The sequence below is a fragment of the Pseudomonas sp. 51_B genome (assembly GCF_017491595.1).
GTDB lineage: Bacteria > Pseudomonadota > Gammaproteobacteria > Pseudomonadales > Pseudomonadaceae > Aquipseudomonas > Aquipseudomonas promysalinigenes.
This window is the reverse complement of record NZ_JAFGYW010000001.1, coordinates 390358-409690: the sequence shown is the minus strand read 5'-3', so window position 1 is coordinate 409690 and position 19333 is coordinate 390358. Positions and strand designations below refer to the sequence as shown.

19 protein-coding genes and 1 tRNA gene are annotated in these 19333 nt (G+C 61.0%); 12 read left to right on the top strand and 8 right to left on the bottom strand.

Annotation, left to right across the window (positions count from 1 at the left end; genetic code table 11):
* The first annotated feature begins 234 nt into the window (after positions 1-234).
* Entirely contained in the window at positions 235-714 is a 480-nt protein-coding gene (locus J5M56_RS01850) for a DUF1289 domain-containing protein (protein ID WP_186476909.1), read from the top strand.
* 21 nt (positions 715-735) lie between these two features.
* On the opposite strand, the gene queD is transcribed toward J5M56_RS01850, so the two are convergent.
* Positions 736-1092 carry a 6-carboxytetrahydropterin synthase QueD gene (queD, locus tag J5M56_RS01845; protein ID WP_060476796.1) on the bottom strand — a complete coding sequence of 119 codons (357 nt, stop codon included), beginning with the start codon at positions 1090-1092 and terminating at the stop codon, positions 736-738.
* 53 nt (positions 1093-1145) lie between these two features.
* Entirely contained in the window at positions 1146-2225 is a 1080-nt protein-coding gene (locus J5M56_RS01840) for a patatin-like phospholipase family protein (RefSeq protein ID WP_207869333.1), read from the bottom strand.
* A gap of 152 nt (positions 2226-2377) precedes the next feature.
* On the opposite strand from J5M56_RS01840, the gene J5M56_RS01835 reads away from it, so the two are divergent.
* The 5 genes from J5M56_RS01835 to J5M56_RS01815 all read left to right on the top strand — a co-directional run bounded on the left by J5M56_RS01835 (position 2378) and on the right by J5M56_RS01815 (position 6356).
* A complete protein-coding gene (locus tag J5M56_RS01835) occupies positions 2378-2686 on the top strand; it encodes a PepSY domain-containing protein (RefSeq protein WP_186476813.1) in 309 nt (102 codons plus the stop codon).
* Complete coding sequence (locus J5M56_RS01830) at positions 2686-3000, top strand: PepSY domain-containing protein (RefSeq protein ID WP_060476798.1); 315 nt, start codon at positions 2686-2688, stop codon at positions 2998-3000. Before J5M56_RS01835 ends, J5M56_RS01830 begins: the two co-directional genes overlap by 1 nt.
* Position 3001: 1 nt before the next feature.
* The gene (locus J5M56_RS01825; RefSeq protein ID WP_060476799.1) at positions 3002-3670 is read left to right on the top strand and encodes a response regulator transcription factor; all 669 of its coding nucleotides are present in this window, start codon (positions 3002-3004) and stop codon (positions 3668-3670) included.
* Positions 3667-4983 (top strand): sensor histidine kinase, encoded by a 1317-nt coding sequence (locus J5M56_RS01820; RefSeq protein WP_207869330.1) that lies wholly within the window; start codon positions 3667-3669, stop codon positions 4981-4983. Before J5M56_RS01825 ends, J5M56_RS01820 begins: the two co-directional genes overlap by 4 nt.
* 215 nt (positions 4984-5198) lie before the next feature.
* The gene (locus J5M56_RS01815; RefSeq protein ID WP_207869328.1) at positions 5199-6356 is read left to right on the top strand and encodes an HPP family protein; all 1158 of its coding nucleotides are present in this window, start codon (positions 5199-5201) and stop codon (positions 6354-6356) included.
* Here the strand turns inward: J5M56_RS01815 and J5M56_RS01810 are convergent.
* Positions 6330-7196, bottom strand: coding sequence for a LysR family transcriptional regulator (locus tag J5M56_RS01810; RefSeq protein ID WP_207869326.1), 867 nt, complete (start codon positions 7194-7196; stop codon positions 6330-6332). The genes J5M56_RS01815 and J5M56_RS01810 overlap by 27 nt on opposite strands.
* Before the next feature lie 177 nt (positions 7197-7373).
* Here J5M56_RS01810 and J5M56_RS01805 point away from each other — a divergent pair, with 177 nt between their 5' ends.
* The gene (locus J5M56_RS01805) at positions 7374-9263 is read left to right on the top strand and encodes a propionyl-CoA synthetase (RefSeq protein ID WP_207869325.1); all 1890 of its coding nucleotides are present in this window, start codon (positions 7374-7376) and stop codon (positions 9261-9263) included.
* Between the two features lie 532 nt (positions 9264-9795).
* On the opposite strand, the gene zapE is transcribed toward J5M56_RS01805, so the two are convergent.
* Both zapE and J5M56_RS01795 read right to left on the bottom strand, forming a co-directional pair.
* Entirely contained in the window at positions 9796-10869 is a 1074-nt protein-coding gene (gene zapE / locus J5M56_RS01800) for a cell division protein ZapE (protein WP_186476819.1), read from the bottom strand.
* Between the two features lie 165 nt (positions 10870-11034).
* Complete coding sequence (locus J5M56_RS01795) at positions 11035-11277, bottom strand: DUF465 domain-containing protein (RefSeq protein ID WP_060476806.1); 243 nt, start codon at positions 11275-11277, stop codon at positions 11035-11037.
* 269 nt (positions 11278-11546) lie between these two features.
* On the opposite strand from J5M56_RS01795, the gene J5M56_RS01790 reads away from it, so the two are divergent.
* Positions 11547-11621, top strand: a tRNA-Gln gene (locus J5M56_RS01790).
* 137 nt (positions 11622-11758) lie between these two features.
* Here the strand turns inward: J5M56_RS01790 and J5M56_RS01785 are convergent.
* From J5M56_RS01785 to J5M56_RS01775, 3 genes are read right to left on the bottom strand one after another with little or no spacing between them, the layout of a single operon-like run.
* Positions 11759-14146 carry a hybrid sensor histidine kinase/response regulator gene (locus J5M56_RS01785; protein ID WP_207869323.1) on the bottom strand — a complete coding sequence of 796 codons (2388 nt, stop codon included), beginning with the start codon at positions 14144-14146 and terminating at the stop codon, positions 11759-11761.
* Between the two features lie 13 nt (positions 14147-14159).
* The gene (locus J5M56_RS01780) at positions 14160-14621 is read right to left on the bottom strand and encodes a response regulator (protein WP_186476821.1); all 462 of its coding nucleotides are present in this window, start codon (positions 14619-14621) and stop codon (positions 14160-14162) included.
* 14 nt (positions 14622-14635) lie between these two features.
* The gene (locus J5M56_RS01775) at positions 14636-16885 is read right to left on the bottom strand and encodes an ATP-binding protein (RefSeq protein ID WP_207869321.1); all 2250 of its coding nucleotides are present in this window, start codon (positions 16883-16885) and stop codon (positions 14636-14638) included.
* 268 nt (positions 16886-17153) lie between these two features.
* On the opposite strand from J5M56_RS01775, the gene J5M56_RS01770 reads away from it, so the two are divergent.
* From J5M56_RS01770 to J5M56_RS01755, 4 genes are read left to right on the top strand one after another with little or no spacing between them, the layout of a single operon-like run.
* Entirely contained in the window at positions 17154-17681 is a 528-nt protein-coding gene (locus J5M56_RS01770) for a spore coat U domain-containing protein (protein ID WP_207869318.1), read from the top strand.
* Between the two features lie 28 nt (positions 17682-17709).
* Positions 17710-18246, top strand: a complete 537-nt coding sequence (locus tag J5M56_RS01765; RefSeq protein WP_060476809.1) for a spore coat U domain-containing protein — start codon at positions 17710-17712, stop codon at positions 18244-18246.
* Positions 18247-18265: 19 nt separating this feature from the next.
* Positions 18266-18799, top strand: coding sequence for a spore coat protein U domain-containing protein (locus tag J5M56_RS01760; RefSeq protein WP_186476824.1), 534 nt, complete (start codon positions 18266-18268; stop codon positions 18797-18799).
* A 3-nt stretch (positions 18800-18802) separates the two neighbouring features.
* The gene (locus J5M56_RS01755) at positions 18803-19306 is read left to right on the top strand and encodes a spore coat U domain-containing protein (RefSeq protein WP_207869316.1); all 504 of its coding nucleotides are present in this window, start codon (positions 18803-18805) and stop codon (positions 19304-19306) included.
* Positions 19307-19333: the final 27 nt, after the last annotated feature.

Here is a 19333-nt window from a genome sequence, read left to right as displayed (position 1 = left end):
TGGCGCGGGCATGCGAGGGGTGCATGGCCCGGGCCAACGCCGTTCTACCGGATGGACTGTGCTCGTGACGCTTTGAAAACAGCTTCCAACGGACATTGTTGCCTTGAAAAGGCGGGGTGATTCTACGGCAAATTGTCGCAGAAGGTAAGGCGGCGAACGTGACTTTAACGGGTGACCGTGGTTAGACAAAGGGCTAACATGCCTCGGTGTTCCACCGCCAAGCCGTTGTTTCAAATGTCCAACCAGTCCATCAAGACCCCTTGCGTCGGCCTCTGTTCCACCGTGTACGGGGACACGGTATGCCGTGGCTGCAAGCGGTTTCACCATGAAGTGATCCACTGGAACGGCTACGACGACACGCAAAAGCGCGCTGTCTGGCTGCGCCTGGAGCAACTGTTGGTGCAGGTGATGATGGCCAAGCTGGAGGTGTTCGACAAGGGCCTGCTGCGCCAGCAATTGCAGCAGCGTTCGATCCGCTTCGTCGAGCAGCAGTCGGAGTACTGCTGGGCGTATCAGTTGATCGCGCGCGGGGCACGGATGATTCGCGACCTGGAGGCTTACGGCATGGCGCTGCTGCCGGAGTTCCGCGACTGGGAGCTGCCACAACTGCGCGATGCCATCGACCGCGAATTCTTCCTGCTCTCCGAGGCCCATTACCAGCGCTACATTGCGCCGAGGTTCCTGCGCGACGGGGTGGGCGACGGGCAGGGCTGAGCCCCTGCCCGCAGCAGCGTATCAGTCGCCGGTGTACTCGCAGCCACTGGTGCAGGTTTCGTGGATGCGCACCTTTGAGAGCTCTGGCATCAGGGGTTTGACCTGGTCCCAGATCCACTTGGCGATCACTTCGCTGGTGGGGTTCTCAAGGCCCGGAATATCGTTCAGGTAGTTATGGTCAAGCTGGTCGTAGATCGGCTTGAAGATCGCCTTCACCTCGGCAAAGTCACGGATCCACCCGGTATGCGGGTCGAGCGGGCCGGTCAGGTGCAGGCCGACCTTGAACGAGTGGCCGTGCAGGCGGCCGCACTTGTGCCCTGCTGGAACGTGGGGCAGGCGGTGGGCCGATTCGAACGTAAATTCCTTGAAGATTTCCACGCTGTCATAACTCTGTGTGAATCAATAATGCGCGCAGTCTACCAGCATGGCCGCTACAAGGCTTGCAGGCGTTCGGGCAACCGCCCGGTGGCGATCAATTCCAGCAATTCGTCGCCCAGCCGCTGGCTTTCGGCGATGGCCTTGTACCAGTAGCGCTTGCGGCTCGGCGCATCGCCCATGAAGCGCTTGAAGTCATTACGGTCGGGCAGCTTGCCGAAAGGCAAGGCAGCCAAATACTGCGGCGATGGGGTCAGCAACAGTACGTTCTGCAAACGTGTGGCGTCGCCCTTGCGCCAAGGCAGCGCCTTGTCGAACCAGCCAGGCACCACTTTGTCGGTGAAGTGCGGATACAGCACCAGGTCGTCACCGCGGTAGGGCAAGTCGAGGTGATAATCGAGCAAGCCACCGTCGCGGTATGTGCCAGCCCCTGCACCGGGGATATCACGCACACCTTCCATCACCATCGGGATGGAACCTGAGGCCAGTAGTGCGTGGCGCAGGTTGGCAAGGTCCAGTGGCAGGCAGCGCGAGGGGAAATCGGTGAGGGCGTCGAGCGGCGGGGCGCTGCGAGCATCGTGCAGGATCACGCGTTCGAAGTGTCGGGCCAGCCGCGCACGGCCCAGTAGGTTGCTGGCAATTACCGAGCCCAGGCCCATGCCTAGGCGGGCGCGGTGGTCGTGGGCGAGTTGGCCATGGCTCTTGACCACCAGGATGTTCAAGCGGTACAGCGGGTTGGCGAGGATCTGCCCGTCGCGGCCTTGCAGCAAGTCATCGAGCATGCGCTGGCAACTGCGGCTGATCTGCGCCGGGGTCACGCCCTTGGCAAAGTCCTGTTCGGTGTACAGCTCGCCCAAACGGCGGATGCCGGCCACGGGGTCGTCGAGGCAGGCGCTGGCGAAGCGCCAGGAGCCGATCGAGGCGCCGATCAGAGCGCGTTGGCGCGGCGCCGAAGGTAGCCACTCGCCGAACAGGGCCAGGTCCAGCCCCTGAATGCCTAACGGCTTGGGGCCACCCGCCGCGCCAGGCAATACCCCGACATCGCCAGGCTGCAAACCGCGCTCGCGAATCTGCCGCAAGGCGCGCTGGCCAGCCTTGAAAGTCAGGGCTGGGTATTTGATGTGAATGGCGCTCATGTCGAACTCCACAGCTAGCGAGCCGGTCATTATAGGGCCTTGATGCAGCCGTAGCTGCGCTATCATGGCGCCAGCTGTTTTCAGGTTGAATTAAGGACCGCTGGTTAATCTTAACCCCGTAGACAACTTGAACCTCGCTCAGGAGAGCCATCATGAAAACTTTGACTGCCTTGTTCACTGCCGCCGCCCTTGCACTGGGTGCCAACGCCGCTTTTGCTCAGGACGTGCAGCCTGACGAAGTGGTGAAACTGGTCAACGCCAAGACCATCAAGTCGCTGGACGAACTCAAGGCTGCTGCCGTGGCCAAGCATCCAGGTGCCACCGTCACCGATTCGGAGCTGGAAAACGAATATGGCCGCTACATCTACAAGGTCGAACTGCGCGATGCGCAGAACGTGGAGTGGGACGTTGACCTGGACGCCAAAACCGGTGAGGTGCTGAAGGATCAGCGAGACAGCTAATGGCCTGCATCACTCGGCCGGCGCGATACGTGCTGTTTTCGTTGCTGGCCGTTTGCTCGCTGGCCGTTGCCCACGATCTGGACCAGGACCAGGCCCTGAAACTGCGTCAGAAGGGCGTCATTCTGCCACTTGAGCAGTTGCTTACGACCGCCCTGGGGCGTTACCCCGGGGCACGTCTGCTGGAGGCCGAACTGGAAGAGGAGCACGGCCGCTACGAATATGAGGTCGAATTGCTCACCCAGGAAGGCGTGGTGCGCGAAATCAAGCTGGACGCCAGCACTGGTGCTCTGCTCAAAGACGAGGAAGACGACTGACATGCGCCTGCTGCTTGTCGAAGACAATGTACCCCTGGCCGACGAGCTGACTACCAGCTTGCAGCGCCAAGGCTATGCCGTGGACTGGTTGGCCGATGGGCGGGATGCGGTGTATCAAGGCCAGAGCGAACCCTATGACTTGATCATTCTGGATCTGGGCTTGCCTGGTTTGCCGGGTCTGGACGTACTGGAACAATGGCGTGCCGGCGGGTTGGCAACACCGGTGCTGATTCTCACGGCGCGCGGATCGTGGGCTGAACGGATCGAAGGCCTCAAGGCTGGGGCCGATGACTATCTGAGCAAGCCCTTTCATCCCGAAGAGCTGCAACTGCGCATTCAGGCGCTGCTGCGTCGCGCCCGCGGCCTGGCCAACCGGCCAACCCTGGAAGCGGCAGGTCTGCATCTGGATGAGGGCCGCCAGTGCGTGAGCCGCGACGGGGTCGATATTCAGCTCACGGCTGCCGAATTTCGCCTATTGCGCTACTTCATGCTGCACCCGCAGCAAATCCTGTCCAAAAGCCATCTTGCCGAGCATCTTTATGATGGCGAGACGGAGCGCGATTCCAATGTGCTGGAGGTGCATGTCAATCACCTGCGGCGCAAGCTGGGACGAAGCGTCATCGAGACTCGCCGCGGCCAGGGTTATATCTATGCCGGGAGCGGCGAGTGAAGTCCATCCAGGCACGTCTTAGCCTGGGGCTTATTGCCGTACTGGTGATTGTTGGCCTGGTGCTCGCGCAACTGACGCTTTGGTTGTTCGAGGCAGGTTTGCAGCGTTACCTGGAAAACGGCCTGCGCAAGGAAAGCGAAAACCTGCTGGTGGCGCTGGTGCGTGGGCCCACGGGCCTGCAGTTGGATGAGCGGCGTATCTCAGCGGCCTATCAACGGCCTTTTTCCGGCTACTACTTCCGTATCGATTTTGACAAGGGCACTTGGCGCTCGCGTTCTTTATGGGACCTGGATATGCCCAAACCCGCTGAGCCGGGGCTTTCCGATACCCACGAGCTAGGGCCGGAAGGCCAGCAATTGCTGGCCCTGCGCGCGGATTACCGGCGCCTGGGCCAGGATATTTCGATCAGCGTCGCGCAAGACTATTCACCCGTGCGCCAAGGCTTTCGCCGTTTGCAGCAAATCGGCCTGGGCATGGGCCTGATCGCGCTGCTCATCGTACTGGTGTTGCAGCGCATCACCGTGACCCATTCGCTGCGCCCACTGGAGCGAGCGCGCCAGCAGATTGCCCAGTTGCAGCAGGGCCAGCGGTCTCAGCTCGACGCTCAGGTGCCCAGCGAACTGGCGCCCCTGGTCGGCCAGATCAACCACTTGCTCAGTCACACCGAAAACAGCCTACGCCGCTCGCGCAATGCTTTGGGCAACCTGGGGCATGCCCTGAAGACCCCCTTGGCAGTGCTGCTCAGCCTCGCCTCCAGCGAACGCCTGAAGGACCTGCCGCAGGTGCAAGCGCAATTGCGTGAACAGTTGCAGCAGATCCAGCAGCGGCTGGCCCGCGAGCTCAACCGTGCGCGCTTGGCAGGGGATGCATTACCAGGGTCTCAGTTTGACTGCGATGCCGAGTTACCCGGCCTGTTCGCGACCTTGTGCATGATTCATGGCGAGGTCTTGCAGTTACACCGCGAGGTTCCCCCAGCTCTGCAATTGCCATGGGACCGCGAAGACGTTCTCGAGCTGCTGGGCAACTTACTCGACAACGCCTGCAAGTGGGCCGACAGCGAAGTGCGTCTGGAAATTGCTGCAACGCCTGCTGGGTATCAACTGTGGGTCGATGATGATGGCCCTGGCATCCCTGAGGGCCAGCGCCTGCAGGTATTGGAGCGGGGATCGCGGTTGGATGAGCAGGTCGATGGGCATGGCTTGGGGCTGGGCATAGTGCGCGACATTGTCGATGCCTGGAATGGCCGGCTGGAGCTGTTGCAAAGCCCATTGGGTGGCCTGCGCATACAGATCGAACTGCCGCGTAATTATTGAAGTGTCTGCGGTGAAGATTCAGAAAAATTGCAGTTACCCCGCATTTTTTTGAATTAGCTCAACGGTGTGCCGCGCGGCACAATCACCTGACGAAACCTGCGGTTTCCATCTCTCCACGGACGGAGCCCTTACGCAGCTGCCTAGGCGCTGCCAGCCCAGTTGCCCTCGACTGGGCTTTCTTTTCACTGCAACACTCAAAGATTTTGAGCCTTCGAATGCCTGCCATGCGATACGACAGTCTTCTGCAGCGGCTGCTGCCTGCGCCCCTGAACATCTCACCTAAGCAAGCCTTGCGCGCCGGTGTCGGCGCATTGCTTGGCTTGTTCGTTGCTGGCGGGTTGACCAGCCTGGCCTACGGGCCAGGCATTGCCCTGCACCTACTGGGCCCGTTGGCGGCCTCTGCGGTGCTGGTGTTTGCCGTGCATTCCGGGCCGCTGGCCCAACCCTGGCCGGTGCTTGGCAGTTATGCCCTGGCTGGGGCTGTCGGCCTTGCCATGCGTCAGGGCTGGGGCGGGGAGCTGTGGGTGGCCGCCACGGCGCTGGGCATTTCGATGCTCGTGATGTGCTTATTGCGCTGCCTGCACCCGCCGGGTGGTGCGGTGGCGGTAAGCGCGGTGCTGGCCGATCCGGGCTTGACGGCCATGGGTGACCACCTGCTAGAGCCGGTCTTGCTCAATGCACTGATGCTGGTGTGCGTCGCGGTGATCTACAACCGCCTGACCGGGGTGCGCTACCCCAAAGCAGCATTGCCGCGCATCGATCTGCACCATACCCACGACCCGCTGCCGCGCGAGCGCGTTGGCGTCAGCAGCGCTGACCTGGATCAGGCGCTGATGGAGCTAGGGGAGTTCGTCGACGTCACTCGCGATGAGCTACAGCGCATCATCATCGCCACCGAGCACTGCGCCCTGCAGCGCACTCTAGGCGGTATCACTGCCAGTGCCGTAATGTCGCGCGATGTGCAGTTCGCTTCGCCGCAGACCACTCTGGAACAGGCCTGGAAGCTGCTGTGTAGCCACCATCTGAACACTCTGCCGGTACTCGACCAGGGCGAGCTGGTGGGTATCGTCAGCCTCAGCGACCTTATCGGCCCGGCCATGCAGCGCGGCCAGCTCAGTTGGCGCGGCCTGTTCGGCCGCAAAGCGGTGCGCCTGGAGCAGGTGATGAGTCGGCATGTGGTCAGTGTCAGCCCCCAGCACCCGCTGGAGCGCCTGCTACCGCTGTTGTGCGAGCAAGGCCTGCACTGCCTGCCGGTGCTCGATGATGGCCGGTTGGTAGGGGTCGTCACCCAGACCGATCTGGTCGCCGGCCTTGCCCGCCAGTTGCTAAGCGCCGCTGGCAGCGGTTCACACCAGCGGGTCCCAGCGTTGTGACCAGTCGCTGGAGTCAGCCGCTATCAGCCCGCGCAGCACCGCGATGGCCTGTTGCAGCGCTTCGCTGTCGCGCTTGCGCGGGTAGACCAGGTAGGTTGGGTAAGTGAATTCCGGCGCTTGCGGCACACGCTCGAATACGCCTTTATCCAAATAGGCCTGTACTACACGCGTACGGAAATACCCGCTACCCCCGTGGTCGAGGATGAACTGCAAAGCCAGAGGCCCGAGGTTGAAGCTCAGCGTCGAGCGCGCGCAGTCCGGCAATGCGGCATCGTGCTGGCGGCGGAAGGCTTCACCCCAGTCGATGTAGATGTATGGCTCAGGTCGCTGGACCCTGCGCACGCGAATCAGCTTTTCTTCCATCAACTGCTCAACCTGCAGCCCTGGACCGTAGATCGGCTGGTACACCAGGGCTGCGTCCAGCAGGCCCATGTCGACCTTGCGCAGCAAAGCGTCCTCGTCACTGATTTCGCTGCGGATAGCATGGCTTGGCATTTCGCGGAACAGGGCGCCGACCCAGTCGAGCAGCATCGGGTTGCCCAGGCTCACCTGCGCGCCAATATGCAGTACTTGCTGGCGGCCTTCAGGCAGCGGTAGGTCGCGCCGCGCCGCTTCCCAGGTCTGTACCAGCTGGTTGGCGTAACTGACGAAGGCTTCACCATCGTGGGTCAAGCTAGCGCCATTTCGACTGCGCACGAACAGCTGACAGCCCAGTTGCTGCTCCAGGCGTTGCACGCGGGCGGTGATAGCGGTCTGTGATACGCACAGGCGTTGGGCGGCGGCGACCAGGCTGCCGCAACGCACCACTTCAAGAAACGTACGGGCCTGGTCGATGTCCATGGTCGGCTCTGCGTTGGTGGGGGGGCTATTCTAGAAGCTTTGCACTGATTCAGGGCAATTTAGGCCTGTCTGCAAATTTGCAGGTCGGTTGTGACTTTAGTCCCATGGCAGCCTCGGTGGAGCGGGCCATACTCGTTGTTCGCCCCTCAATAACAACAAGTACCGGGTTCCACCACGATGACCTACCAGCACAGCTATGCCCAGTCCATTAACGACCCAGCCGCCTTCTGGGCCGAACAGGCTCAATCATTGGCCTGGTACCGCGCCCCCTCGCTGATTTTGCAAGGCAACCCAGATGGCACCCATCGCTGGTTTGCCGACGGCCGCTTGAACAGCTGCTACCTGGCCCTGGACCGGCAAATTGAACTGGGCCGCGGCGAGCAACTGGCGCTGATCTACGATTCGCCCGTCACGGGCGTACAGCAGACCTATACCTACAACCACCTGCGCGATGAAGTGGCGCGCCTGGCTGGGCTGTTACAGCAGTTGGGCGTGGGCAAGGGCGATGGCGTGATCATCTACATGCCGATGGTGCCCCAAGCGGCCATGGCCATGCTGGCCTGCGCGCGGATCGGCGCGGTACATTCGGTGGTATTCGGTGGCTTTGCCGCCAATGAACTGGCCCTGCGCATCGACGATGCGCGCCCAGCGCTGTTGCTCACTGCCTCCTGCGGGCTAGAGTTCGATCGGGTGGTGGAATACAAACCGCTGGTGGACCGCGCGTTGCAGTTGGCACGCCATCAACCTCGCAAGGTGCTGGTGTTGCAGAGGCCACAGGCCTTGGCGCAACTGCAATCGGAACGTGATCTGGACTGGCAGCAGGCATTGGCCACTGCCGAATCCGTGGCCCCGGTACCTCTGGATGCCGGCGATCCGCTCTACATCATGTATACCTCAGGCACCACTGGCAAACCCAAGGGTATCGTCCGGGAAAACGGTGGCAACGCAGTGGCGCTCTGCTACGCGATGCGTCATATCTACGGCATGCAAGCGGGTGATGTGTGGTGGGGTATTTCCGATGTCGGCTGGGTGGTCGGGCATTCGTTGATCGTCTATGGGCCGTTGATGAGCGGCTGTACCACGGTGTTCTACGAGGGCAAGCCGATTCGCACGCCGGATGCTTCGGCGTACTGGCGGGTGGTTGAACAGTACAAGGTCAATGCCTTGTTCTGCGCACCGACCGCCATGCGGGCAATCCGCAAAGAAGACCCGGAGGGCGAACTGATCCGCAAGCATGATCTGGGCTCGCTGCGCCAGCTGTTCCTGGCGGGTGAGAAGCTCGACTCCAGCACCCACCAGTGGCTGGAGCAGGTCACCGGCAAGGCGGTGCATGATCATTGGTGGCAGACTGAAACCGGCTGGCCGGTGACTGCACCTTGCGTGGGGCTCGAGGGCAGCGCAGCGCGGCCAGGTTCGAGCAATCGAGCGGTGCCTGGCTACCACGTGCGGGTGCTGGATGACGAAGGGCATACACTTGGCGCTGATCAACACGGGGCCATCGTCATAACCCTGCCACTGCCGCCTGGTTGCAGCCAAACACTGTGGGGCGACCACGAGCGTTACCTGCAGGCTTATCTGCAGACCTACCCAGGTTATTACCATACCGGTGACGGCGGTTACCTGGACGAGGACGGCTTTGTCTACATCATGGGGCGCACCGATGACGTGATCAACGTGTCTGGCCACCGGCTGTCAACGGGGGAGATGGAGGACTTGGTCGCTCGCCACCCGGCAGTGGCCGAGTGCGCGGTCATCGGGGTGCATGATGAGATCAAGGGCCAAGTGCCGCTTGCGCTGGTGGTACTCAAGGATGGTGAGCGCATCACCCAGGCGCAGCTGTTGGCCGAGTTGGTGGGCAGTGTACGAGAGCAGATTGGCGCGCTGGCGTGCTTCAATCGAGTACGGCTGGTCAAACGCTTGCCCAAGACGCGCTCGGGCAAGATCCTGCGGGCGGTGTTGCGCAAGATCGCCGATGGGCAGGCGTATGTTCCTCCTTCGACACTCGATGACCCGGCCGTGTTGATGGAGATCGAGACCGTGCTGGCAGACCTGCCCAGGGCCGGATGAAGCCTGGGCCTCGTCGTCCCTGGATACTCGGCTCGCTCGGTGAGCGGGCCGAGTATCCAGGGCTGGCCCTAGAGCGGATAGCGAGCGATGAATGTCGAGCCCCTGATCTCGATAACCTGCTGATATGCATGTTCGGTGACCAGCATGCTCTGACTGCGCGGGTAACTCGGTGTCAGCAGCCACTCTCGGTCGCCAAAGTCAGTATCGACCTGGCCATTGTGCTAGAGCCGCAAAATGGCTACAGGCACTTCACCCGTTAAGAAAAAGGCTTGAACGAAAGCCACTAACACCACCATGAGCAAATTCAGCTAAACCGAGTGGTCGATCGAGCGCGCCTCGGTGGAAAACCACGGCATTTGCGTCATTGAAGCTCTGATCAGGTCTACCATTCAAATGACCGCATGACCACAGCGGTGAGTTTCGTCAACACCATGGTCGGCTTACGCTGCGCGTCTTCTGATGGAAAGGAGCAGTAGTGGTGTCTGCTGGTAGAACAGACAGTTACCCAGTTATCCGCTAGGGTCGCCGACAATCACGCAGGGCCCAGCTGTTTCAACTGCCCCAACCGGCTGCGCGTGCGCATGAGATCGGCTAATGGACCCTCCAGGCTCTGCGTCAGGGGCCGCTTACCAATGACCGTAAGCTGCCGATCTTGGTCATACAGCACATCCACCAGGTTGACGAAGCGCTGCTGCGCCGCCAGTGAGCATTGCGCCAGGTCATCCAGCCCATCGATGATCCACTCATCGTACTGCGCGGCCATTACCAGATAATCGATGACCGCCGTGGCTTTTTCGCATACATCATCAAAAGCCAGCATCACCCTGCGGCCCTCGACGGCCAGAGCGCGCAAAGGGCGCTTATTCACTTCCAGCAGCAATGGTTGAGCCTCTGGTAGGTTCAACGCTTTGCGCTGCATCCCATCGCCCGGCCACACAAAATGCCCTTGGGTGAAACGTTGCTGTTCGCGGTTGGCCGGCAGGCTGCGCAAATCGATGTCGCCACCGACCTCAAGCACTTGCATCGAACTGTTGATCAGGCGGATCACCGGCAGGAACCGCTCGTGGTACAGCGGATTGGGTAGCAGACCTTCAGGGGCGTAGTTGGACGTTAACAAGACGAAAATGCCGCGGGCGAACAGCGCGTTGAACAGCCGGGTCAGCAGCATTGCATCGCCGATGTCATGCACATGGAATTCGTCGAAGCACAGCACCTGGCAGTCGCCCAGCAATTGGTCCAAGGTTGCGCCCAGCGCATCGCCCAGTTGGCGGTGCTGGTGCATGCCTTGGTGCAGGCGAGCGAAGAAGTCGTGGAAATGCAGACGACGCTTGTTTGTCACCGGCACTGCCTCGAAAAAACCATCGAGCAGCCAGCTCTTGCCGCGGCCCACCGCGCCGTACAGATAAAGGCTGCGCGGCTTGCCGTTTTGCAGCTGCGCAAGCTGCCTGGCCATGCTGTCGATAACCATGCGCTGACCGTCACTGAGCTGGTAGCCACGGCTGCGCGCCTTCTGCTCGAACCAGCTGAGCAGTTCACCGGGGTTGGACGACGCACCGCGCAAACGCTGGCCGAGCTGGCGCAGCGGGGAAGGGATCCAGGCAGACAAAAGCGAAGCTCCTTGGGCAAAGACCGGGCAGCGTGCAGCTTGCCCCAGGGCAGCATTTTTGACCAATAGATAAAATGGCGTGCAGTGATCGACGGGGGAGATCAATCGGCGCAGCAAACACAGGCCAGCGCCGTGGGCCGGCGCTGGCGCTACCGCAGAAGTCGCTCAGGCCTTGCGCTCTAGCTGGCGCTCGATCATGTATTTCAAGGCCAGGCGGCGCTCCTTCAACCGACGTAGATCTTCATCGACGAAATTGCCAGCGGAGATCGCTTCGGCTGCCAATACTTGGTTATCGATGTCCACATACTCGTCGAGCAAGCGGTCCAGGTCTTTGTCGGCCTGGCGCCTTTGCTGGACGATTTCTCGTGGGTAGTGCAGGTCTTGATAGAGATCGTGTGAAACAGGCATGAGGGCCTCCTTGGTCAATGCAGTTCGCTTAATGGATTGGAAGGAGGCAAAACGAATGTGTTGAAGCAGGGCAGTAAAAAAAGCGACGGATGGTAGCCTGAATGTGCATTGGAATCGGTAAAAGCACTAACTTGCTGTTTTAAAGCATTTTTTTTCAACCGGGGGCTTCACAGGCATGCGCTTTGTTGTTAAAGTGCGCGCATTCCACGGCAACAAGCCAGTTGTCATTAAGTTGGAATGGTCAGAGCAGCATCAGCTGCATCCGATACAGGGGCGTCGCCAAGCGGTAAGGCAGCAGGTTTTGATCCTGCCATGCGTTGGTTCGAATCCAGCCGCCCCTGCCATTTTCTCTAATCCAGTACCCTATTCAATTCAGTGCAGATGACTATCGGCGCTGAGTTTCTGCGTTTGCGCTGTTCGGCACCGTTGGCAGCTGGGGCGCAGTCGCCCCCCAGCAAGCCAGCCAGTTTTTATCGCAAAGCTACGGGTTCAGGCGCAGCACGTCGCTGAGTACCCTGGCAAGCTCATCCGCCTGCACCGGCTTCTGCAGCACCAGACTGCCAGGCAGCTCAAGTCCTTCGAGCTCTGCATACCCAGTCAGAAATACCACCGGCAACTGCGGGTGTCGTTGGCGCGCCGCCAGAGCCAATTGTCCGCCGTTGAATTCGGGCATGGCAAAGTCGGTCAGCAGCAGGTCGATATCGTCGTCCAACAGGGCCAACGCCTGTTCCCCACTGTGCGCCTGGCGGACCTCGTAGCCATACTGGCGTAACACGTCACCGAGCATGTCGCGCACCAAGTGATCGTCGTCTACCAGCAACACCGTGCGGTCCCGTCCGCTGTCATCGATCGGTTGGCTGATGGCTTGCGGGGCAGGGTCTGCATCGACTTCGTGCTTCACTGCCGGTAGATAAACAGCAACTTGGGTACCATGGCCTGGCTCGGTATCAATGCGCACTCCGCCCCCGGATTGCTTGGCAAAGCCAAATACCTGAGCTAACCCAAGCCCAGAGCCTTTGCCGATATCCTTGGTGGTGAAGAAAGGCTCGAACACCTTGGCCAACACCTCCTCGCTCATGCCACAGCCTGTATCGCGAATGCTCAGCATCACATACTCGCCCGGTTCCGGGTCTTCGGGACGGTGAGGACGAGCCTTGACTCGCGTGTTGCGAGTCGACAGGGTCAATTGGCCACCTTCGGGCATGGCGTCACGTGCGTTGATCGCCAGGTTGAGAATGATCATCTCGGTCTGGGTGGGGTCGGTCAGCGCGTGCCATAGGCTGTGATCAAGGTCCAGGCGTACTAGGATGTTGCCACCCAAGGTGCGGCTCAACAGTTCTTCCAGGCCGGTCAAAGTACGATTGAGGTTCAACGGCACCGGTTCCAGGCGCTGGCGACGGGAAAAGGCGAGCAGTTGCGACGTCAGCTTGGCGCCGCGCTCGCCGGCTTCGCGGATATGCGTCAGGCGGCTGCGAGCCTTGTCGACATCCGCCTTGGCCAGATCGCGTTCAAGGAAGCTGGCTCCAGTGAGAATGACCGTGAGCAGATTGTTGAAGTCGTGGGCCACACCTGCGGTCAGCTGACCGACAGCCTCAAGCCGTTGCATCTGCTGCAGCGCCGCCTCGATGCGTTCACGCTCGGTGATCTGCTCGCGCAGGCGTGTGTTGGCTTGCGCAAGGCCCAAAGCGCTTTCTCGCTCGCTGGTAATATCGCGAGCCACCACGTAGAGCAAGGTGTCTTCCGGCACCACCACCCAGGACAGCCAACGCAACTGGCCTCCGGCGTGCTGAATGCGACCAACGAACCGCGCACTGGTGCGCCCGTGCGCAAGAGCACCCAGCTCGCTGAGCAATGCTTGCTGGTCTGCGTCTGGCAGCAGGTGCAGCAGCGAGGCCTGGCTCAGGCGCTCGCGAGAAAAGCCCAGGCTGGCTTCCCAGGCTGGGTTGAGCGCTACAGGCGTCAGGTCTTTGTTGAGCACGGCAAGCAGATCCTGGGACAACTCCCAGGCGCGGTCCCGTTCTCGGGTACGGCGCTCGACGCGTTCGCCCAGCATTTCGTTGAGCTGCTTGAGCGCCTGGGTTGCCTGGCGCTGAGTGTGAATGTCCTGCAGCACCCCAGAAAACCGCGTGCACTGCCCGTCGTAAAACTGGGCCTGGCCGCTGCTGAGCAGCCAGCGCGGCTCCATACCGTTGGGTTCGGCGGTACGGAACTCGACACGGTATAGCCCGTCGCTGTCCGGGCGCATGGCCTGCTCCACGGCTTCACGCACTTTAGGCAGGTCTTCGTGGTAGATACCGGCATAGAACACATCCAGGTCCATTTCGGTTTCGGGCGGCAAACCGAACAGAGCCTTGCAGCGATTATCCCAGACCAGCAACCCTTGTTGTGGACGCAAATCCCACGTGCCCATGCCAGCGGCATCGATGGCGATGCGCGCGCGGGCTTCGACATCGGCCAAGGCTTCTTCGGCGTAGCGCCGGCGCTGGCGTTCATGCACTTCGGTGAGGGCCCGACGCACGGCCTTTGGCAGCAGCGGCAAGTTTTTCTTCAAGACATAATCGGTAGCGCCCAGGCGGATCATCTCCACCGCATGTTCTTCCCCGTAGATGCCCGAAAGAAAGATGAACGGGGTGTCAGGGGCCAAGCGTTGGGCTATGGCCAACACATCGGTGCCGGAGGAGCCGGGCAGCACGCAGTCGCACAGGATCAGGTCGAAGCTGGCCTGATGCAGGGCTTGCTCGACGCCAATGTGGTCGAACACCAGTTGCGACTGCACCTGCAGTCCGCTGCGCTCCAGGCGCATTAGGGTCAACTCGGCATCCATCGAGCTGTCTTCGACCATCAACAATTTCAGCGGTTTGGACAACATCTGTAAGCGCGCCTCAGTGGCTGCCACGGCGGTTAAGGCGCAGCGAGCCGGGTGGCGGCTCATTGAGCACCGCCCAGAATATGCCCAGGTCGGAAATCGCCGCGACGAACTCTTTGAACTCCACTGGTTTGACCACGTAGGCGTTGACGCCAAGCTCGTAGGCACGCAGCAGGTCCGGCTCTTCTCTCGAAGAAGTCAGCATTACCGTCGGGATACTGCGTAGTTCAGGCGTGTTGCGTACGGCTTTGAGTACTTCCAGGCCATCGATTTTCGGCAGTTTCAGGTCCAGCAGCAGCACTGCGGGGTTGCCGTCGTCGCGGTCGACGTAGGCATTGCGGCGTAACAGGTAATCGAGGGCATCGGCACCGTCACGCAGGACGATGACCTCGTTGGCCAACTGGCTGCGCTCCAGGGCCAGGAGCGTCAGCTCCAGGTCCCGGGGGTTGTCTTCGACCAGCAGGATGGGCTTGAGCATGTTAATAAAGTGCCTCAGGTAGTTGCCGGGTGACGGGGCAGTGTGAAGTGGAAGCTAGCGCCCTGGTCGACCTGGCCTACGGCCCAGACTCGCCCATCATGACGCTCGATGATCCGCCGCACACTGGCCAGGCCGATTCCGGTGCCTTCGAAGTCTTCCATACGGTGCAAACGTTGGAACACCCCGAACAGTTTGTTGGCGTAGGCCATATCGAATCCTACACCATTGTCTCGGATGCTGATCTCGGTTTCGCTAGCGTGCTGGTAGGCACGCATCTCGATGTGTGCAGGCTCACGGCCGCGGGTATATTTGATCGCATTGGCGATCAGGTTATGCAACGCCAGGTTGATGAAGGCCGGGTCGGCGATTACCTTGGGCAGCGGTGCTATGTCCCAGATGATCTCGCGGCCTTCGTAATCAGGCGCAAGCTCCTGGCGAATGGTGTCGACCAGGGCATTGAGGTCGACATCCGCCAGGCGCAGGGCAGAGCGACCCATCTGGGAAAAGTTGAGCAGGTTGTCGACCAGGCTGCCAGCAAAATGCGCAGCCTCTTCGATGTGCTTGAGAAAACGGGTGCCACGTTCACTCAAATGCTGGCCTTCGATTTCGCCAAGCAATTCGGTATAGCCGGCGATATGCCGTAATGGCGCGCGTAGGTCGTGGGACACGCTGTAGGAAAAGGCTTCAAGTTCCTTGTTCGAGCGGCGTAGCTCATTGGCCAGTTGCGCCATCTCCTCGGCTTTGCGCAGAACGATGCCCAGAACCGAGGTGCGCAGTTCGAGCACGCCTTCCAGTATTTGTGGGGACCACGGCTGGGAATAACCACTGATCTGCTCCTGCCAGCGCTCAAAACTATGCCGCGGATTCAGTGCGCCTTGTGGGCCAATTTGCTTGTCCGGACGCCCGGCCCATTGAACTGTGCGCACCTGCTCGGGGCGGAACCAGACAAGGTAATGCGAATGGATCTGCGAGATGGCCACCGCCAGTACGCCCCCGGCGTGGGCTGCAAGCTCTGGGAGCTCATCGATGTCGCGGCGCACGTTGTCGGTATGAAAAACGGTTAGGCCGTCGCGTTGGCCCAGCCAGTGCACCAGGGCGTTGACTTGCGCTGCCGGCGGTGTTTGGCCGATCAGGTCGCAACGTTCGGCGCTGATCACGGCGGCGCCGTTGGCTCCGGCGAACTCCAGCAGTACCTCGGGTAGTTCACGCAAGCCATCACTGACACTGTCGTGATCGGCCATCGATGAGATCATGCTTACGATGTGCTGACGCAGCTCCAGTAACCGGCTGGTATTGGCGTGAGATTCGCGTGTTTCGATCTGCAGCGATAACACGCTGGCCAACAGTTCGCAGGCGGTGCGAGTGCGAAATTCCACTGCCCGTGGCTGCGCGTGATGGCAGGAAATGAGTCCCCAGAGCTGGCCATCCACCACGATCGAAAGCGACATTGATGCAAGCGTGCCCATGTTGCGCATGTACTGCAGGTGCACGGGCGAAACGCTACGCAGCGCGGCAAAGCTCATGTCCAGGGCCTTGCCAGTGCGCGGGTTGAGGGCTGGTAGCAGTGCTGAAGCTTGGTAATTGGCATCCTCGATCACGCGGATGCGGCTTACCCGATACAGCTCCCGGGCCTGGCGGGGGATGTCGGCAGCAGGGAAGTGCAGGCCCAGGTACTGCGGATAACCCTCGTCAGCCAGTTCCGCCAGTACCTGGCCATTGCCCTCGGCGTCGAAACGGTAGGCCTTGACCCGACCAAAGCCGGTTATGCGTTTGACCTGTACGACACACTCATGCAGCAATTGCTCGAGGCTGTCTGCATTGTGCAGGCTGCTGACGAATCCACGGACCAGAGGGTAGTAGTCGCTCTGGTCGGCCAGGCCGGCAGGCTGGCGGAAAGGTTCGAACTCGGCGATCAGTACTTGGTCATGGCGGTGGGCGAGCAGGCGTAGCGCTTCATTGCAAGGAGCCCCATGGCGCAGGGACACATCACCGATATGAAACGGAAAGGGCTCATCGATGGATAAGCGCTGAAGATGGGAGCGTAGATCGAAACTGTCACTGATGACATCGGCGAAGCGATGACCGATCAACTCCTGCGCCGGAACGCCTAGCCATTGTTCGGCGTTCTCGCTGGCTTGGAGCACTCGCAGGTCTTGCTCGTCCAGCACCAGAAGAAAGCCGTGGGGCTGGATGCTGCCGGGCACCTGGATCGGTTCTTGTGCGCAGCGCTCGACAGCAGCGGCGAGGGCAGTGTCTGCAGTCATCAATGGACGCTCCTGTGATGTTTCTTCCATGCATGACGCATGCGGTATCAGCCAAGTATTGGCCACAGAGCACGGTAACAGAATATGCGGCGCTTTACCGCTTCATGCTTATTGGATGGACTGAAAGATCAGGGGTTCGGCGGGGCACAAAATTTCTTGGTGGCGGGATAGCGCTTTGGGCTTAGTCGCAAAGAGTGGCGTCTAGCCACCACTGTTTAGTCTCCTGCTGCTACGCTCAATTACACGATATGGAAACAGGAACAATCCAGTGACGGAACGCTTGATAGCCGCGCTGTTTGGCCTGCTGTTGAGCAGTAGTGCCATGGCGGCGGATTTCCAAGTAGAGGTGCGGGTACTGGTGCAGCGTGGCTGCATGCTGGTTGCCCAGCAGCGCGATGCGGGCGCTCAGGCCCTGGGGTTGATCGACTTGGGGGGCGCATCGCGCCTGGACGGCAAGAACGCCCCGCTCAGCGGTGCATTGCTTACCCAGCGCCCGCCACGGCTGGAGTGCAACCCCGACACGCTCTATCAGGTACGTGTCGACGGTGGCCAGCATGGTGGTGCTGGTGAGTTGCGCTTTCTCGCCAGCGAAGACGCGCAGGCCAAGCCGATCCCTTACCGGTTGTTTCGCGATGCCGCCTGGCGTGAGCCTGTGAGCGTCGATGAGCCCAATGCAGCACGGGTGCCAGATACGGGTACCGTCGAGTTGCCGCTATACGCGCGGATCGAAAACCTGGCATGGGTACCCCGCGCCGGGCAGTACACCGACCTACTCAAAGTTACCGTCACTTGGTAGCGAGGCCAATGTACAGGGATGTCATGTCATGAACCGCACTTCGCTTCTGCTTTTGGGTCTTGGCCCGCTGTTGCTACCTAGCGGTGTGGCGCATGGCACCGCCACTGGGTTCATCCAAGCGCGCTTGGTAATCAGCGCCGCCTGCCAGGTCAATAGCGGCGATCAGCCGCCAGCCACATTGAGTAACCCTGGCCTGATGGATTTTGGTGAACGCGGCCCGAATTGGGATACGCCACTACGCAGCCGGGTTGACGAAGCGGGTGCCGAAGGCAGCCTGCAGATCAGCTGCACGCCCGAGGTGCGGGCATTCAACGTGCGGATCAATGGCGGCCTCAATGGCGACGATGGCGTGCGCCGGCTCAGCAACGGTCGCGAAACCATTCCCTATCAGCTGGCCACAGACCCAGGTGGCAATAGTCGCTACGGCATCGGCGAGGCCCGCGCCTTCACCATCAGCAGTACCGAGCAGATTCCCATACCGATTTTCGGCGTAGTGGTGGCACAACCCCGCGCACTCCCGGCCGGGCTGTACCGCGACACCCTGAGAGTGACCCTGGACTGGTAGACGACGCAAGGAGACTCCGATGCGAACGACTTTCACCCGCTGCATGCTCGCCTGCTTCGGCCTGGTTGCGACAGTTCACGCCCAAGCCGCCACCGTGACTGGCACCATCAGTTCCACGCTGACGCTGACCGCGGCGTGCCAGGTCAACGGCAGTACAGGCACCACGGGGTTGAACTTCGGCACCCTGAATTTCGGCACTGCCGATGCCCTGTTTTCGACGGTCAACGGCCAGGTATTGGGTGGCGGCGGCGCAGCGATGAGCATCCTCTGCTCAGCTGGCACAGTGCCGGTGATCAAAGTCCGCGCCGGAGCACATGATGGTCAGTCCACTGGGGGCACCCGTGCGTTGGCCGACGGTGCCGGCAACTACGTGCCTTATGACTTCTATACCGACGCTGGGCGCACCACGCTGTTGGCCATTGACGGCACCATTGCCCTGCCAACCAGTACCGGCGTTGCGCAAACCGTCAACCTGTACGGCCAGGCCCGGGGCAAAGCCGGTTTGCCGGCCGGTACCTATACCGACACAGTTGCTGTCGAGTTGTCGTTCTGAACCATGGGCAGGTGGCTCGGCGGGTGCCTGATCGGCGCTGGCCTGTTGTCGACCGCGCCGCTGGATGCAGCTACTACCAGTAGCTTTCAGGTGAGTGCGCAAATCGTGGCTGGCTGCTTGGTGGTGGGCGCAGTGACCAGCTACGGGGTGCTCGACTATGGCACGCAATCGGCGTTGTCCACCGGCATCCTCAGTACCTCGATGGGCGGGACCACCGTAACGTTCCAATGCACGCCGGGGGTGGCTATGAGCATGAGCCTCGATGGCGGCCTGAACACTGCCAGCGGCACGCGCAACCTAAAGCGCAGCGGCGGCACACAGGTGCTTGCCTATCAGTTGTATCGGGACGCGGCCTACAGCCAGGCTTTGGGTATCGGCCAGAGCGTGACGGTGAATTACGCCGACGCGGCTGCCATCAAGTTGCCGGTGTATGGCCGCACCCAGTTGCCGGGCAATTTACCGGCTGGGACCTACACCGATGTCGTGCAAGTCACGGTCACCTGGTGAAGCTGCAGGGGCCTGGAACAACAAGCC